Source organism: Stenotrophomonas sp. ATs4 (assembly GCF_051861585.1).
Taxonomy (GTDB): Bacteria; Pseudomonadota; Gammaproteobacteria; order Xanthomonadales; family Xanthomonadaceae; genus Stenotrophomonas; species Stenotrophomonas maltophilia_AS.
In genome coordinates, this window is the sequence record NZ_JBLYPK010000009.1 from 209,223 (window position 1) to 224,917 (window position 15,695).

The 15,695-nt window shown below is 66.9% G+C and carries 12 protein-coding genes; 7 read left to right on the top strand and 5 right to left on the bottom strand.

Annotated elements, in window-relative coordinates; all coding sequences use genetic code 11:
- Positions 1 to 95 precede the first annotated feature (95 nt).
- Positions 96 to 2,093, top strand: coding sequence for a transketolase (tkt, locus tag ABR323_RS17010; RefSeq protein ID WP_439450146.1), 1,998 nt, complete (start codon positions 96 to 98; stop codon positions 2,091 to 2,093).
- Positions 2,094 to 2,219: 126 nt separating this feature from the next.
- On the opposite strand, the gene ABR323_RS17015 is transcribed toward tkt, so the two are convergent.
- On the bottom strand, positions 2,220 to 4,172 hold the full coding sequence (locus ABR323_RS17015) for an acetyl-CoA hydrolase/transferase C-terminal domain-containing protein (protein WP_439450147.1): 1,953 nt from the start codon (positions 4,170 to 4,172) through the stop codon (positions 2,220 to 2,222).
- Positions 4,173 to 4,206: 34 nt separating this feature from the next.
- On the bottom strand, positions 4,207 to 4,764 hold the full coding sequence (locus ABR323_RS17020) for a flavin reductase family protein (protein WP_439450148.1): 558 nt from the start codon (positions 4,762 to 4,764) through the stop codon (positions 4,207 to 4,209).
- A 118-nt stretch (positions 4,765 to 4,882) separates the two neighbouring features.
- On the opposite strand from ABR323_RS17020, the gene ABR323_RS17025 reads away from it, so the two are divergent.
- From ABR323_RS17025 to ABR323_RS17035, 3 genes are read left to right on the top strand one after another with little or no spacing between them, the layout of a single operon-like run.
- A complete protein-coding gene (locus tag ABR323_RS17025) occupies positions 4,883 to 5,248 on the top strand; it encodes a BlaI/MecI/CopY family transcriptional regulator (RefSeq protein WP_012481135.1) in 366 nt (121 codons plus the stop codon).
- Positions 5,241 to 6,440: a M56 family metallopeptidase gene (locus tag ABR323_RS17030; RefSeq protein ID WP_439450149.1), complete on the top strand. Its 1,200-nt coding sequence runs from the start codon at positions 5,241 to 5,243 to the stop codon at positions 6,438 to 6,440. Before ABR323_RS17025 ends, ABR323_RS17030 begins: the two co-directional genes overlap by 8 nt.
- The gene (locus ABR323_RS17035) at positions 6,437 to 7,000 is read left to right on the top strand and encodes a hypothetical protein (protein ID WP_439450150.1); all 564 of its coding nucleotides are present in this window, start codon (positions 6,437 to 6,439) and stop codon (positions 6,998 to 7,000) included. Before ABR323_RS17030 ends, ABR323_RS17035 begins: the two co-directional genes overlap by 4 nt.
- 56 nt (positions 7,001 to 7,056) lie before the next feature.
- On the opposite strand, the gene ABR323_RS17040 is transcribed toward ABR323_RS17035, so the two are convergent.
- The 3 genes from ABR323_RS17040 to ABR323_RS17050 all read right to left on the bottom strand — a co-directional run bounded on the left by ABR323_RS17040 (position 7,057) and on the right by ABR323_RS17050 (position 9,763).
- Positions 7,057 to 7,857 carry an MBL fold metallo-hydrolase gene (locus ABR323_RS17040; protein ID WP_439450151.1) on the bottom strand — a complete coding sequence of 267 codons (801 nt, stop codon included), beginning with the start codon at positions 7,855 to 7,857 and terminating at the stop codon, positions 7,057 to 7,059.
- Positions 7,858 to 7,868: 11 nt separating this feature from the next.
- Positions 7,869 to 8,687, bottom strand: coding sequence for a S1/P1 nuclease (locus tag ABR323_RS17045; RefSeq protein WP_439450152.1), 819 nt, complete (start codon positions 8,685 to 8,687; stop codon positions 7,869 to 7,871).
- A gap of 446 nt (positions 8,688 to 9,133) precedes the next feature.
- On the bottom strand, positions 9,134 to 9,763 hold the full coding sequence (locus tag ABR323_RS17050) for an OmpW/AlkL family protein (protein WP_049437095.1): 630 nt from the start codon (positions 9,761 to 9,763) through the stop codon (positions 9,134 to 9,136).
- 193 nt (positions 9,764 to 9,956) lie between these two features.
- On the opposite strand from ABR323_RS17050, the gene gap reads away from it, so the two are divergent.
- The 3 genes from gap (at position 9,957) to ABR323_RS17065 (ending at position 15,141) form a co-directional block, all read left to right on the top strand.
- Complete coding sequence (gene gap / locus ABR323_RS17055) at positions 9,957 to 10,961, top strand: type I glyceraldehyde-3-phosphate dehydrogenase (protein ID WP_032127866.1); 1,005 nt, start codon at positions 9,957 to 9,959, stop codon at positions 10,959 to 10,961.
- A 125-nt stretch (positions 10,962 to 11,086) separates the two neighbouring features.
- A complete protein-coding gene (locus ABR323_RS17060; protein ID WP_439450153.1) occupies positions 11,087 to 13,768 on the top strand; it encodes a DUF2339 domain-containing protein in 2,682 nt (893 codons plus the stop codon).
- Complete coding sequence (locus tag ABR323_RS17065) at positions 13,765 to 15,141, top strand: DUF3999 domain-containing protein (RefSeq protein ID WP_439450154.1); 1,377 nt, start codon at positions 13,765 to 13,767, stop codon at positions 15,139 to 15,141. Before ABR323_RS17060 ends, ABR323_RS17065 begins: the two co-directional genes overlap by 4 nt.
- The last annotated feature ends 554 nt before the right edge of the window (positions 15,142 to 15,695 follow it).

Consider the following 15,695-nt stretch of genomic DNA (forward strand, 5'->3'; position numbering starts at 1 on the left):
CACTACCGGGCAAGGTGAACTGACCCCCCGCCCGACGACTATGGGACAATAGGCCGCCCGCACGTCCGCGGCCGCCTCCCGATTCCGACAGAACCATGACGCAGCCTACCCGTCGCCAGTTGGCCAACGCCATCCGCTTCCTTGCCGCCGATGCGGTTGAAACCGCAAAGTCCGGCCACCCCGGCATGCCCATGGGCATGGCCGACATCGCCGAAGTCCTCTGGAACGACTACCTCCGCCATAACCCGACCAATCCGCACTGGTTCAACCGCGACCGTTTCGTGCTGTCCAACGGCCACGGTTCGATGCTGCAGTACGCGCTGCTGCACCTGAGCGGTTACGACCTGCCGATCGAGCAGCTGAAGCTGTTCCGTCAGCTGGGCAGCCACACCGCCGGCCACCCGGAACGCCATGAGACCCCGGGCGTGGAAACCACCACCGGCCCGCTGGGCCAGGGTTTCGCCAATGCCGTGGGCTTCGCTCTGGCCGAGAAGCTGCTGGCACAGCGCTTCAACCGCCCGGAACTGGAAGTGGTCGACCACCGCACCTGGGTGTTCATGGGCGATGGCTGCCTGATGGAAGGCGTGTCGCATGAAGCGGCGTCGCTGGCCGGCACCTGGGGCCTGCACAAGCTGGTCTGCTTCTGGGACAACAACCACATCTCCATCGACGGCAACGTTGAGGGCTGGTTCACCGACAACACCCCGGAGCGTTTCGAGGCCTATGGCTGGAACGTGGTCCGCGATGTTGATGGCCACGACCCGGAAAGCATCAAGGCTGGCATCGAGGCCGCGCTGTCGCAGAGCGACAAGCCGACTCTGATCTGCTGCCGCACCACCATTGGTTTTGGTTCGCCGAACAAGGCGGGCAAGGAATCCAGCCACGGCGCACCGCTGGGCAAGGACGAGCTGGAAGCCACCCGCAAGCAGCTGGGCTGGGAATACGGTCCGTTCGAGATCCCGCAGGCGATCTACGACGGCTGGCGCGCCAATGGCGCCGGCACCCTGCGCCAGGCCGAGTGGGAACAGCAGTTCGACAAGTACGCTGCGCAGTACCCGGCCGAAGCGGCTGAACTGACCCGTCGTTCGCACGGCGATCTGCCGGCCGACTTCGTTGCCAAGGCCGATGCCTACATCGCCCAGGTGGCGGCTGAAGGCCCGACGATCGCCTCGCGCAAGGCCTCGCAGCTGGCCATTGAGGCCTTCGCCCCGCTGCTGCCGGAAATCGTCGGCGGCTCGGCCGATCTGGCGCACTCCAACCTGACCCTGTGGAAGGGCAGCAAGTCGGTCGCCAGCGACGACGCCAACGCCAACTACGTGTACTACGGCGTGCGCGAGTTCGGCATGACCGCCATCGCCAACGGCCTGGCCCTGCACGGTGGTTTCATTCCGTTCGACGCCACCTTCCTGGTGTTCAGCGATTACGCCCGCAACGGCGTGCGCATGAGCGCGCTGATCCCGGCCCACGCCATCCACGTCTATACCCACGACTCGATCGGCCTGGGCGAAGACGGCCCGACCCACCAGCCGGTGGAGCATCTGGCCTCGCTGCGCTACATCCCGAACAACGACGTGTGGCGCCCGTGCGATGCGGTCGAGTCGGCGGTGAGCTGGAAGGCCGCGATCACCCGCCAGGACGGCCCGAGCTGCCTGGTGTTCAGCCGCCAGAACCTGCCGCACCAGCCGCGCAACGCCGAGCAGATCGCCCAGATCGAGCGCGGTGGCTACGTGCTGGCCGATGCCGCCGGTACCCCGGACGTGATCCTGATCGCCACCGGTTCGGAAGTCTCGCTGGCCACCGAAGCCAAGGCCCAGCTGGACGCGGCCGGCCTCAAGACCCGTGTGGTCTCGATGCCGTCCACCGATGTGTTCCTGCGCCAGGATGCGGCCTACCGTGAATCGGTGCTGCCCAACGCCGTGCGCAAGCGAGTGGCGGTGGAAGCCGGCGTCACCGGTTTCTGGCGCCAGTTCGTTGGCCTGGACGGTGCCGTGATCGGTATCGACACCTTCGGTGCCTCGGCTCCGGCTGATCAGCTGTACAAGCACTTCGGCATCACCACCGCCCACGTGGTGGAAGCCGCCAAGTCGCTGTAAGCAGCATCGCGATGCAATGAAGGAAAGGTCGGCGCACGCCGGCCTTTTCTTTGGGTAGCGCCGGGCCATGCCCGGCGGATCAGATGCTCGCCGGGCATGGCCCGGCGCTACCGGAAACCTCTATTTTCAGGCGGTGCGCGCCAGTGCCAGCCGCAGCAGGCGCGCGTCCAGGCGCTCGGCAAACTCCTTCGGCGCCTGCAGGCCCATGCGCTGCAGGTACACCGCATCGCCGTCGCCCGCCGGTTGGCGCAGCGCTGCCCAGACGGTACGCAGCTTGTCGCCGCGGGTCTGCGTGTTGGCTTTCAGCCAGCCCAGTGCCTTCACCAGCACCTGCTCGATCTCGTTGAAGTCGCTGCCCAGCGGATAGTCGGGCAGGCTGCCATCGGCGCGGAACGGTGCCAGTGCCGCCGCCAATGCCTGCGGTGTATTGCGCTGCTGCCGCTGCGGATCCGGTTGCGCGGTCGCCAGCAGTTTGCGCGAGGCATGCGCCTGCTGCTGCAGGTCGCCCTGGAACGGGGCTTCGGTGATCGCGGTCATCGCATGCACGCAGTCCTCGTCGGTCAGCCCGCGCAGATCGGCGATGCCGTATTCGTTGAGGTAGATGTCGCGCAGGTGGCGCGGGATGGTGGTGTGGCCGTAGTTCCAGCGCACGTTGGATTCGCGCCGGCCCTTGTCATCGCGCGCGGCACGGAACATCAGCACGCTGCGTGCTTCCGGCAGGGCATGTGCCATCGCCACGAAGTTGTACTGGCCGCCCACACCGGACACCACGCGTCCATCGTCCAGCGCATCCGATACCGCCGCGCCCAGCGCGGTGGCCATCATGCAGGAGTTGAAGAAGCGCGCGTGCCGGCGCTGCAGGCGCTCCAGCGTCTCGTTGCCGCCGTACAGCTGGTTGATCTCGCTGATGCGGCGCATGCCGATCGCGCGGCATTCGTCGTCCGGCAGCGTGCGCAGCCATTCGTAGAACTCCGGCGAGCCCAGGTAGAACGCGCCATGCAGGTACTCGCCTTCGGCAGCCAGGGTGGCGTGGTCGATGGACAGCGTGCTGCCATTTTCGATGCGCTGCATCAGCGCCAGGTCGTCGTGCACCTTGCGCTTGATCACGCCGGTCTGCACCAGCCGGCGGAAGCCCTCGTTGAGCATCTCGCTGCAGCCGTAGAGGCCCACCTCGAACGGTTCCAGTCCGCCAATTTCCTGCACCAGCGGATGGCTGGCCAGCTGCGGGTCCAGTGCGTGCAGCACACGACGGTAGCGCGCATTGTCGGTGTGGCGCAGCACCAGCGCATGGCTGAGTGCATCGGCCAACGTGCCGATGCCGATCTGCAGGGTGCCGCCGTCACGCACCAGCGCGCTGGCATACAGGCCAATGGCGTAGTCGGCATCACCGACCGGTTGCCGCGGCAGCCCGAACAGCGCCGGGTACGGCGGTGGCGGGGTGATCACCAGATCGAAGAACGACACATCGACCGTGGCCGAGCCGCCCAGGTAAGGCAGCTGCGGATCGATCTCGGCGATCAGCAGCGGGCGCGGCAGGCCACGTGCGGCGATCGCATCCAGCGTGTCCTGGGTGATGTCGTTGTTGCACGACAGCGAGAGCCGTCGGTCGTCCGGCCGCATCGCCACCTTCTGCACGATCACCTGCGGCGCGCGTTGAGCCACGGCATCGGCGGCGTGGGTGTAATTCAGGCTGGTGTAACTGGACTGCGCCTGCCGCGAACCGAGCAGGGCGCCGGACTGCATGTAGAACTCTTCCACCTGCACATGTGCAGGCAGCGCGTCGCGCGCGATCGCATCGGCATAGGCCAGGCGCGGGAAATCTTCGCCGAAATGACGGGCCGCGAACGGCGCCATGAAACGCGCTTCCAGGCCGTTGCCGCGCGCCTTCGGCGGGTTCAGCGACAGTGCCGTATACAGCTGCAGCGGCCGCGATGGGTCGTGCTCGACGCGTGCGTACAGCGCATTGAGCAGGCGATGCGGCTTGCCCAGTGCCAGTGGTGCCCCGATCCGCAGCGGCCCGTCCACGCGCGCAAACAACCAGTCGACGGCGGCGTCCAGGTCGGTGAGGTGTTCGGTCATGCGCGGCGGTCCTGCGTGTGGGGGAGTGCTGGCATTACAGCATGTCGGGCTTGAACCGCCGTCGACGCGAGACTTCGGCGCCGGACACCATGAACTGGCCATCGCCACGGTAGTGCACCGTGCGCGGCAACTTCGGCCGGGGTGCAACGTGGGCGCGCACGATCTCCCAGATGAACAGGTTGCTCGACGCCACCTGGCTGTCGTCGTACAGGCGGCATTCGAAGCAGGAATGGCGCTGCCCAACCAGCGGCGCGCCGACCTCGCGCGCGGGCAGCGCATCAAGCCCGAAACGGGCGAACTTGTCGACCTCGCGGCCGCTGCAGTTGCCGATGTCCACCACGGTATCCAGCAGTTCCACCCCCGGCACGTTGATCACGCATTCGCCGCTGCCGCGCGCCAGCGCATGGCTGTAGTTCTCGTCCCACAGATAGGTGGCGACCAGCGAGGGCGAGAAGCCCATCACCATGTGCCAGCCCATCGTCATCAGGTTGCGCTGGCCACGCCAGGCGGTGCTGACCAGCACGATCGGGCCGGGTTCGAGGAAGCGGCGGGCCTGCTCGACCGGGAAGTCCTTCTTGGGCAGTGCTTTCATCCGGGGCGAGAGGCGGGAAGGGTCGATGCTGGCGCAGGTGCGATGAACCTGGAGTCGAGGGGCTTGACAGAAGATATGATTACGCGCGTAATCGGACCATCGATTACGGATGTAAACCATGACCCCGATCAGCGAAGCCGAAGCCGTTGTGATGGAAGTGCTGTGGCAGCAGGCACCGCGTAGCGCCGACGAAGTAGTGGCCGCATTGGCCCACCGCGACTGGGCCGAGCCGACCATCAAGACCCTGCTCAATCGTCTGCTGACCAAGGGCGCGATCGCCGCCGAGCGCGATGGCCGGCGCTACCTGTACCGGCCGCTGCTGCAGCGCCAGGCTTGGGTGGAAGCGCAGAGCCAGGACTTCATCGGCCGTGTCTTTGAAGGGCGCGTGGCACCGCTGGTCGCGCACTTCAGCGAACGCGGCCAGTTGAGCGCGCAGGACATCGCCGAACTGAAGAAGCTGATCCAGGAGCTGGACCATGACTGAGCTGCTCGACGGACTGTGGCAGGCCAGCCTGTGGCTGGCGGTGGGCGTGGTCCTGCTGGCGGTGATGCGACCGTTGCTGGTGCGGATGGGCGGCGCTGGGCTGGCCTATCGCAGCTGGTGGCTGCTGCCGATGCTGCTGGTGGCACTGATGCTGCCGTTGCCGCAGGTTGCGCTGTTGCAGCAGGTGCCCACGCTGCCGCTGAAAGTGATGCCCGGTGCCCTTGATAGCGTGGCCGGGCATTCGCTTTCATGGGCCGGGCTGTTGTTCGCGCTGTGGGCACTGGGCGCGGGTATCTGCCTGCTGCGCGACCTGCGCGCACAACGTCGTTTCGAACGGCGAATGGGTCAACTGACGCCGCGCACGGATGGCAGCTGGCAGGCCAGCGGCGATCCGGGGTTGCCCGCGCTGGTGGGCCTGTGGTGCCCGCGCATCGTGGTCGGCCCGGAATTCGATCAGCAGTTCAGTGCACAGGAGCAGGGCCTGATCCTGCAACACGAGCGCAACCACCGTCGCAACGGCGACCACTGGGCCAACGGCGCTCTGCTGCTGATGCGCGCGGCGTTCTGGTTCCACCCGCTGGTGCCATGGGCCGCACGCCGCTTCCTGCGCGACCAGGAGTTGGCCTGTGATGCCCGCACCATGGCCCCGCAGCCTGCGCTGCGCGGCCTCTACGCCAGCACGCTGCTGAAGGCGCAGCTGGTCCATCCGGTTGCGCCGTCGGTCTGCCCTTGGCGCAGCCAACCCGTGTTGAAGGAGCGTATCGCCATGTTGAAGCAGTCCAAGCGGAAGGCATTGCCGTGGGTGTCGGGGCAGGTGCTGGTGGTCGGGTTGTGCGTGGGAATGGGAGCAGTGGCGTGGGCCAGCCAGGGCGCTGTGGAGGCTGGCCCGGCAGGGCCCGTCATGGATCGGGAGATCCAGGTCGACAAGATGCCGCCACCGTCCTATCCGAAATCTGCGATCGAGCAGCGTCAGGTAGGCGTGGTGAACCTGCGTGTGGAGGTGGATGCCAAGGGCCATCTCACTGACGTCCAGGTGCTCAGCGCCACCAACCCAGGTGTGTTCGATGCTGTCTCGATTGCTGCGGCGCGCAGCTGGACCTATCGGCCGGCGATGAAGAATGGGAAACCGGTCGCAGCGGCGGTGAAGATTCCGATCACGTTCGCCATGGACAACACCGAGGACACCCAGTGAAGTCCGCGCCGCTGCTCATGGTGGTGGCGCTGCTGGTGGGGTGTGCGAGCCAGGACCGCCTCAGCACCGTCGATACCCGCAGCGAGAACGTCGGCCACCAGCGCCTGCAGCCGCAGGCGGGCGGCGGCAGCGGACAGGTGCCGGTGTACTCACTGGGCACGACCGAGGGCTACCGGATGCCGCAGCTGTACGCGGCACCGGACCCGGAGGTCGGCGATCGTGACCCGCGCGCGGAACTGGCGCCGACCACCATCTGCCTGCAGGTGGTGGTCGATGCCAGCGGTGCTGTGGAGCGCAGCCTGCCGCTGAATGATCGCCCCGAGTGTGCGGCAGGTGCTGCGGGCGAAAATGCGCCCCTGCTGCAGGCTGCACAGGACGCGGTGGCGATGTGGAAGTACTCGTCCGCAGCGGTCTGCCACTTTGCCGCCGGCAAGGTGCCTGCCGACCGTGGCGATTGTCGTGGCGCCGAGCGCGTCGAACCGGTGGCGGTCACCCTGCAATATGCCTTCACCTTCGAGATCGTGAAGGGCCAGCATGTGGTGCGGACACAGGGAAAATAATCGCTAGTGATGACCGGGTAGCGCCGGGCCATGCCCGGCGAGCGCAGCGGCGTGGATCACGCCCCGCCCTGGATATTGGCCTTCACCGCGGGCTGCATCAGCTTCGGTTCTTCCAACGTGGCATCGCGGGCCTGTCGCACGCTGACGAACTCCGCCTCGGCTACGCCGTCATGCACGTGGATGTTGTGCGCGCGCTGTTCGCCGATGGTGGTTTCGTTGGCGACGTCGCGGCCACCCGGGCCGTAGTCGTGGCAGACGAATACGCGCGTCACATCGGGCAGAGCCAGCAGGCGCTGGATTGAACGGTACAACTGCGCGGCATCGCCGCCCGGGAAATCGCAGCGGGCAGTGCCGCCGTCGGGCATGAACAGCGAGTCGCCGGTGAACAGCGCATCACCGATCAGATACGCGATGCTGTCGCTGGTGTGGCCGGGCACGGCGATGACCTGGCAGCGCAGTTTGCCCAGAGCAAAGGTTTCGCCGTCGCTGAACAGGTGGTCGAAGATCTCATCGGCGGCCGGAAGCTGCAGGCCATAGCGCGGTGCGAAGGTGGCCTGTACCGCACGGATGCCTTCGCCGATGGCCAGCGTGGCTTGCGGGAAGCGCTGCTTGAGCCGGCGCCCGGCCGACACATGGTCGGCGTGGGCGTGGGTTTCCAGCAGCCAGCGCAGCTGCAGGCCTTGTTGCTCGATGGCCTGCAATGCAGCATGCAGCGGCGCTTCGCTGCTGGCGTCGGTATCCGGGTCGTAGTCCAGGACCGGGTCGATCAGCGCTGCCTCGCCGCTGGCCGGGTCGCTGACCAGATAGCTGAAGGTGTTGCTGTCACGGTGGAAGAACGACTGCACCTGGACCGACATCGGAATTCTCCTCAGCGCGTGCCGAGCACGCGGTTCAGCAACTGCGCCAGGTTTTCACCGGCCAGTCGCAGCTGCGCTTCGGCCAGCGGCCGGTAGCGCTCGGTGTATTCGTCACCGATTTTACGCGTGGCCGGATAAACGCCAGCCTGCATGGAGATGCGGCAGCTGGCCTCGGCCCACGTCTGCGGGTCGCGCTGCGGGTTGGACTGGCGCGCCAGCTTCGGTGCGCGCTGGCTCTGCAGCAACGGCAGATAGCCAGCATCGTCCAGCTTGCGGGTGTTGAGCATGCCGCTGTCCCACAGCGAATGCAGGTTGGTACCGCGTTTGCCGAACTGCAGCTGGAAATCGTTGCCGCCCTTGTCGTGGGCGTAACCCGCGTGCATCGGCTGGTGGATGTCGCCGACCAGGTGCGCGACGAACTTCAGCGCCTGCAGGCGCTCGCCGTCGGTCAGGCTGCGATCGCCGAGGATGGCGCTCTGCGCCTTCAGGGCCTCGACGATGCAGTTGCCGTTCCTGCAGTGCTTCGGTGCTTCGTAGTGGCAGTTGTCTTCGGCGATGTTGACGTAGTGCCAGCCGGCCGAGCGACGGCCCAGGCCCGGGTCCTTGGCACGCAGCTGGTCGGCCCAGGGCGCGATGCTGGCCAGCGTGGCGTCCGGTTCGGTGGCCAGCAGGCGGTCCACTTCGGTGCGGGCGGTGGGATTGAGGCGGGCGTCAGCGACTTCGGCGACAAGGCGGTGGCCTTGCGCGCCCCATGCATGTGCGGGGGCGGAGACGGACAGCAGGGCCGGCGCAAAGGCGGCGGCGAGGAACAGGGAGTGCAGGGCTTTCATGCGCACATTCTAGCGGGGTAGGTGGATTGAAGAGCGCCTGCCCCTGCAGCCGCATCCAACATGGCCGCGGAGGCGGATGCAAACGTCAAAGGCAACATCAAAAACAAATGCAGGACCACAATCGGCCTCCTGCAGTTGCAGTCATTCATTGCGCTTCGAAAGACCTGGCGTTGCTCCTGCTTTTGCTTGAGCTGGCACGCGCGCGGTGATGGGAAGGGGCAAGGCGGGGAGCGGAGCCGGGACCGTTGGCGCCATGGATGGCGCCATCGAGCCCCCAGGGATGGGTTTACGGCGTGTCCCGGCTCCGCTCCCCGCCTTGCCCCAGCTCCGGAACCGCTTCAGTCCCAGGCACAAAAAAGCCCCGGCAATCACCGGGGCAACATGCTGCGAGGGTTTTGCGTGTAGCGGGGGAGCGGGGGCGAAGCCCCCGCGCTCAATACACCGCTTTAGAACTTGAAGACGTACGAGGCGCCGTAGACCAGCGGATCGATGTTGACCGTGCCGATCTTCTCGCCGTTCAACTTCACCTTGCTGTCGATGTCGATCCAGCGCATGTCCACGCGCAGCGCGCCCTTTTCACCGATTGCGAAGTCCACGCCCGCATGCGCGGCCAGGCCCCACGAATCCTGCAGCTTCAGGCGGCTGTCCTTCAGCGCACCGGTGGTGTCTTCGCTGAAGAAGGTCGTGTAGTTCACGCCCGCACCGATGAACGGCGACACCTTGCCCTTGCTGTTGAAGTGGTACTGCACGGTCACCACCGGCGGCAGCTGCTTGGTGCTGCCCACGCGGCCCAGGCCATTGATGTTGATGTCGTGCTTGAACGGCAGCGCGGCCAGCACTTCGATGCCCAGGTTGTCGGCGATGAAGTACTCACCGGTGATGGTCGGCTTGACGTCGTTGTCGACGTCGACCTTCAGGGTGTGGTTGGCCAGCCAGCCGTTGTTCGACTTCGGGGCCACCTGGTGCACGCCGGCGGAAATGGTCCAGTCGCCCTTGGACTGGGCCATGGCCGGGGCAGCGGCGAGCGACAGGGCGGCGGCCAGACTGGCCACGATCAGGGGGGAGGTCTTGCGCATGGGGGTGATCTCGTTGCTGGGTGGATGTGGCCAGTCTCGGCCTCACATCGCGCTAACGCTTTGATCCGGATCAAATCCTGTCCGCCGGCCCGCTGCCCGCCGGGGCTGGCCCGCGGTGGCCAGCCCCGGTTTGCTAGACTTGTGGGCCCTATCCATCCCGCCGCACCTGTCGCGGCCGCAGGAGCTTGAGAACATGGCAATCAAGGTTGGTATCAACGGTTTCGGTCGCATCGGGCGCAACGTCCTGCGCTCGGCGGTGCTGAACTTCGGCGACGACATCGAAATCGTGGCCATCAACGATCTGCTGGAGCCGGATTACCTGGCCTACATGCTCAAGTACGATTCCGTGCACGGCCGCTTCAAGGCCGACGTGGCGGTGCAGGGCAACGATCTGCTGGTCAACGGCAAGAAGATCCGCCTGACCCAGGAACGCGACCCGGCCAACCTGAAGTGGAACGAAGTGGACGTGGACGTGGTGATCGAATCCACCGGCCTGTTCCTGACCAAGGAAACCGCACAGAAGCACATCGACGCCGGTGCGAAGAAGGTGATCATGTCGGCGCCGTCGAAGGACGACACCCCGATGTTCGTCTACGGCGTGAACGACAAGACCTACGCCGGCCAGGCCATCGTTTCCAACGCTTCGTGCACCACCAACTGCCTGGCCCCGCTGGCCAAGGTCATCAATGACAAGTGGGGCATCAAGCGCGGCCTGATGACCACCGTGCATGCGGCTACCGCCACCCAGAAGACCGTTGACGGCCCGTCCAACAAGGACTGGCGCGGCGGCCGTGGCATCCTGGAGAACATCATTCCGTCGTCCACCGGTGCGGCCAAGGCCGTCGGTGTGGTCATCCCGGAACTGAACAAGAAGCTGACCGGCATGAGCTTCCGCGTCCCGACCTCGGACGTGTCGGTGGTCGACCTGACCGTCGAGCTGGAAAAGGAAGCCACCTACGCCGAGATCTGCGCTGAAGTGAAGGCACAGAGCGAAGGCCCGCTGAAGGGCATCCTGGGCTACACCGAAGACAAGGTCGTGGCCACCGATTTCCGCGGCGAAACCTGCACCTCGGTGTTCGACGCCGAAGCCGGCATCGCCCTGGACGGCACGTTCGTCAAGCTGGTCACCTGGTACGACAACGAGTGGGGCTACTCGAACAAGTGCCTGGAAATGGCCAAGGTCGTCGCCGCCAAGTAAGGCTGGCCAAGATCGCACGCGGACCCCGGCCTGGCCGGGGTTCGTCGTTTATGGGGCCAGCACTGTCGTAGCATGGGCCGGTCGACCGCTGCCGCTGGGGCGCGGGATCGCAATGGAAGCATGCAATGGAAGCATTGATAGCCCTGGTCGTACTGGTCCTGCTGGCCATCCCGCTGTTGCTGGTGGTGGCGCTGGTGATGATTGCCGGCCTGCGCCGCCGTGTTGCCGCGCTGGAAGGTGCGCTGGCCGCCGGGCCTGCGGCCAAACCGGCCACATCCAGCGCCGAGGCGGCCCCTGCACGGACGGCGGGCGTGCCCGCTGATAGTGCCGATCCACCGTTCCTGCGGCCGGTGGCGGCTGCCGCACCGCCTCCCCCCCAGCCAACGCCGCCGCCGGTGCGCGAAGCGGTGCCTGTGGCAGCGGATGCGCCGCGCCCGGTCGCACCACCGCCGGTGCCACCCGCGCCGGTGCAGCCGCCGTTGCCGACCGAACCGGCGCTGCCGAACGTCATCGAGCGTGGCATCGGTGCGGTCAAGCGCTGGTTCACCGAGGGCAACGTGCCGGTCAAGATCGGCATGCTGGTGCTTCTGGCCGGTGTTGCCGCGTTGCTGAAGTACGTCAGCGACCAGGGCTGGCTGGTGCTGCCGATCGAACTGCGCCTGGCCGGCGTCACCGTGGGTGCGCTGGGCCTGTTGGCGTTCGGCTGGCATCAACGCGAACGCCGGCGCCTGTTCGCACTGGCCCTGCAGGGCGGTGCCATCGGCGTGCTGCTGCTGACCATCTTCGCCGCGTTCAAGCGATTCGAACTGCTCAATCCCGGGTTTGCCTTTGCCAGTTCAATCGCGCTGGTGGCTGGTTTGTGCGTGCTGGCGGTCGTGCAGAACTCGCGCACGCTGGCCGTGCTGGGCATCCTCGCCGGCTTCATGGCGCCGTTGTGGCTGTCCACCGGCAGCGGCAACCATGTGGGGCTGTTCAGCTACTACGCGGTGCTCAACGCCGGCATCTTCGCCATCGCCTGGTTCCGTCCTTGGCGTGCGCTGAATCTGCTCGGTTTCGCCTTCACCTTCGGTATTGGTACGTTCTGGGGCGTGCTGCAGTACGCGCCGGACAAGTTCAGCAGTACCGAGCCGTTCCTGCTGTTGTTCTTCGCCTTCTACCTGCTGATCCCGTTGCTGTACGCGCGCCGGCAGCCGGCCGGGCGACGTGACCTGGTCGACGGCAGCCTGGTGTTCGGTACGCCGCTGGTGGCGTTCTCGCTGCAGGCCGGCATGCTGTACGAGCAGCCGATGACGCTGGCGCTGTGCGCGCTGGGCCTGGCGGCGATCTACGCCGTGCTGGCGCGGGCACTGATCGCGCGCGCGTCGTACACCGTGCTGGCGCAGTCGCATGCGGTGCTGGCGGTGGGCTTCGCCACGCTGGCGGTGCCGCTGGCATTGTCTGCGCGTGCCACCGGTGCGGTGTTCGCACTGGAAGGTGCGGGCCTGGCCTGGCTGGGCCTGCGCCAGAAACGTTGGCTGCCGCAGGTATCCGGCGCGTTGTTGCAGATGGGCGCCGCGTTCGCTTTCGTTGCCGGTGGCGATCACTGGCATGAGGACCTGCGCTTCCTGCTCAACCCGACCGCGATCGGTGCACTGCTGCTGGCCGTTGCCGGCTTCGCGTCGGCATGGAGTTACCAGCGCAGGCAGCGCCACGAGATCGCACTGGTCTACTACCTGTGGGGCCTGTTGTGGTGGTTGGGCGGCCTGGTGCACGAGATCACCCGGTTCTTCCCGTATCGCATCGAAGTGGATGCACTGCTGATTCTGGTCGCGGTGACCGCATGGCTGGCCGCCGAGGTGCAGCGCCGGCAGCCGGCACGCGCGCTGGGCGTAACCGCGCTGGTGATGCTGGCGCTGGGTTTCCCGCTGGCGCTGATGCAGAGCGATGCGCACCAGCAACCGTTCGCCGGCCACGGCGCGCTGGCATGGGCGGTGTTCGCGGTACTGGGCGTGCGCACCCTGCTGTGCCTGCGGCAGGGGGGCGACACCGTGGCACGTATCGCGCAGTTCCTGTGGTGGCTGCTGTGGCCGTCACTGCTCTCGCTGCTGGCCCTGTGGGGCGGTGGCGAGGCCGATCTGGCGCAGGGCTGGACGACCTTGCTGGTTACGCTGCCGTGGCTGCTGATGGCCGCGCTGTCGTTGTGGCGCTGGAACGTGCTGCGCTGGCCGCTGGGCGCGGCCTTCGACAGCGTGCGCCAGCCGCTGCAGTGCGTGCTGTTCGGGCTGCTGTCGATTGGCTGGCTGTTCGGCCAGTTGCTGCCGGGCGATGCCGCACCGCTGCTGTGGCTGCCGGTGCTGAACCCGGCCGAGCTGGGGCAGTGGTTGAGCCTGCTGCTGCTGGCGCGCTGGCTGTACAGCGATCAGGGACCGCAGGCATTGCTGAACATCCGCATGCCGCTGCTGTCACTTGCAACCTTCGTCGCGCTGACCAGCGTTGTGCTGCATGGCGTGCACCAGTGGGGCGGCCTGTCGTGGGGCGCCTCGATGATGCGCTTCAGTCTGGCGCAGACCAGCCTGACCGTGCTGTGGAGCGTGCTCGGCGTGATTGCCTGGGTGTGGGGATCGCGCCGCGGCCAGCGCGTGTTGTGGATGGTCGGTGCCGTGCTGATGGGTGTGGTACTGGCCAAACTGGTCATTGTCGATCGCCAGCACCTGGGCAACCTGCTGGGCATCGCATCGTTCATCGCCTACGGCCTGCTGTGCACGGTCGTGGGTTATCTGGCACCGGCACCGCCCAGCGCGGCGCCGTCCGTGGAGGAAAAACAATGAGAACCTGGAGCAGGGCGCTGCTGCCGATGGTGTTCGGCATGCTGGCCGCCGTCGCGGCGCAGGCCGCCGAGTACCGCACGCAGTACGCCGAACAATGGCCGTTGACGTTGTCCAGCGCGCAGTCCGGCGCGTACAGGGTTGTTCTGGAACCGGCGATCTACCGCCGTGCCGGCGCCGCCGACCTGGGGGATCTGCAGGTGTTCAATGCAGCAGGCCAATCGTTGCCTTCGGCGCTGTTGGCACCGGACCAACCGCTCGCGCAGCCGCCAGTGCAGCGCGAACTGCCTTGGTTCGTGCTGCCACCACTGGCCGAAGCACAGCGCAATGATCTGCAGCTGCTGACCGAACGCGATACCGACGGCCGCGTGCGCCGCGTCGAAGCGCGCGTGGGGGGCGGTGCAGTGGCGAACGGGCAGGGCGGCTGGTTGATCGATGCCAACGTACTTGGCCAGCAGCCGCTGGCTGCGTTGGTACTGGACTGGGCCGACAGCGGTCAGCCGCTGCAGGCGCAGGTGCAGTTGGACGCCAGCGACGATCTGAAGAACTGGCGCTCGATTGCACGGGATGTGCCGCTGGTGGATCTGCAGCGCGCCGGCAAGCGTCTGCTGCAGCGCCGCCTGCAGGTGAACAGCAGTGCGCGCTACGTGCGCGTGCTGGCGCAGGGCGACGCACGCCTGCCGACCCTGCGCAGCGTGCTGGCCGAACTGCCGCCGGCACCGGCCACGCTGCCGTGGGAATGGCTGTCGCTGGAGCCGATCTCGAAGGGCAAGGGCGAGTACACCTTCGAACTGGACGGCCGTTTCCCGGTGGCGCGCGCCGACGTGGCCAGCACCGATAACAGTCTGGTGCAGTGGACGTTGTTCAGCCGCGATGACGAGAGCGCGGAATGGCAACGCCGCAGTGCGCCGTGGATTGCCTACCAGCTGCAGCAGGGTACCGAGGGCCAGCGCCAGCAGTCTGCCGCGCAGCCGCTGGGCAGCATCCATCGCGACCGCTACTGGAAGCTGGTGGCGAACCCGGCCGAAACGGCCACCGCCCCGACCCTGCGCCTGGGCTACCAGCCGGAAGTGCTGGTGTTCCTGAGCCAGGGGGCAGCGCCGTATGCGCTGGCAGTGGGCAGTTCGACCGCACGCCGGGCGGAAGCACCGGTGGGCGTGCTGATCGAGGAGCTGCGGCAGCGCAATGATCCGTCGTGGCAGCCGACGTTGGCGCGGTTGGAAGGCAGCCCGGAACTGCTGGCGGGCGACGCCGCGCTGAAGCCGCAGCGCGATTGGAAGGCGTGGTTGCTGTGGGCGTTGCTGGGCCTGGGCGTGCTGGTGGTGGGTGGCCTGGCGGTCAGCCTGCTTCGACAGAAGCCGGCGCCTTCGGCGTAGGTTCCGGCGAACGGCGCAGCCCCTCGTGGGTGGCCGCAAAGCGCGATCCCCGGGATGGGCCGGGCGGGTGGGCTGTGCAGGGGACGCCGTAAACCCGTCCTTGGGGGCTTGGCCGCGGCATCCATGCCGCGGACACCCCTGCCCAGCCCACCCGCCCGGCCTCTGACAGTTTCCGTGTGCGTCCACCCACGGAAGAGAAAAAAAGAGCAAGAGCAAAAGCAGCTTGGCTGCGCGCTCTTTGTAGAGCCGAGCCCACGCTCGGCTGCTGTTCGCGATAGACCCAGCCGAGCACGGGCTCGGCTCTACATTTTTCTCCGACACCAGAAACCGCTTTTGCCTTTGCCATCCGCATCACCTCATGAACCTGTCGAGGCCGGGGCGGTGTGGGCTGGCAGGGGTATCCGCGCCATGGATGGCGCGGCTAAGCCCCCAAGGACGGGTTTACGGCGTCCCCTGCCAGCCCACACCACCCCGGCCCATCCACAGCATCACGAAGCGCCAGCGCTTTGGCTTTGGCCGTTGTTGTTGCCGTTGCTGTTGCTGTTGCTGTCGCT

Excerpts from the sequence above, each read along its gene's own strand:
- ABR323_RS17025 (WP_012481135.1), top strand. The coding sequence starts at position 4,883 with ATGACCCCGATCAGCGAAGCCGAAGCCGTTGTGATGGAAGTGCTGTGG.
- ABR323_RS17020 (WP_439450148.1), bottom strand. The coding sequence starts at position 4,764 with ATGAAAGCACTGCCCAAGAAGGACTTCCCGGTCGAGCAGGCCCGCCGC.
- ABR323_RS17065 (WP_439450154.1), top strand. The coding sequence starts at position 13,765 with ATGAGAACCTGGAGCAGGGCGCTGCTGCCGATGGTGTTCGGCATGCTG.
- ABR323_RS17060 (WP_439450153.1), top strand. The coding sequence starts at position 11,087 with ATGGAAGCATTGATAGCCCTGGTCGTACTGGTCCTGCTGGCCATCCCG.
- ABR323_RS17045 (WP_439450152.1), bottom strand. The coding sequence starts at position 8,687 with ATGAAAGCCCTGCACTCCCTGTTCCTCGCCGCCGCCTTTGCGCCGGCC.
- ABR323_RS17030 (WP_439450149.1), top strand. The coding sequence starts at position 5,241 with ATGACTGAGCTGCTCGACGGACTGTGGCAGGCCAGCCTGTGGCTGGCG.
- ABR323_RS17050 (WP_049437095.1), bottom strand. The coding sequence starts at position 9,763 with ATGCGCAAGACCTCCCCCCTGATCGTGGCCAGTCTGGCCGCCGCCCTG.
- ABR323_RS17040 (WP_439450151.1), bottom strand. The coding sequence starts at position 7,857 with ATGTCGGTCCAGGTGCAGTCGTTCTTCCACCGTGACAGCAACACCTTC.
- ABR323_RS17015 (WP_439450147.1), bottom strand. The coding sequence starts at position 4,172 with ATGACCGAACACCTCACCGACCTGGACGCCGCCGTCGACTGGTTGTTT.
- tkt (WP_439450146.1), top strand. The coding sequence starts at position 96 with ATGACGCAGCCTACCCGTCGCCAGTTGGCCAACGCCATCCGCTTCCTT.
- gap (WP_032127866.1), top strand. The coding sequence starts at position 9,957 with ATGGCAATCAAGGTTGGTATCAACGGTTTCGGTCGCATCGGGCGCAAC.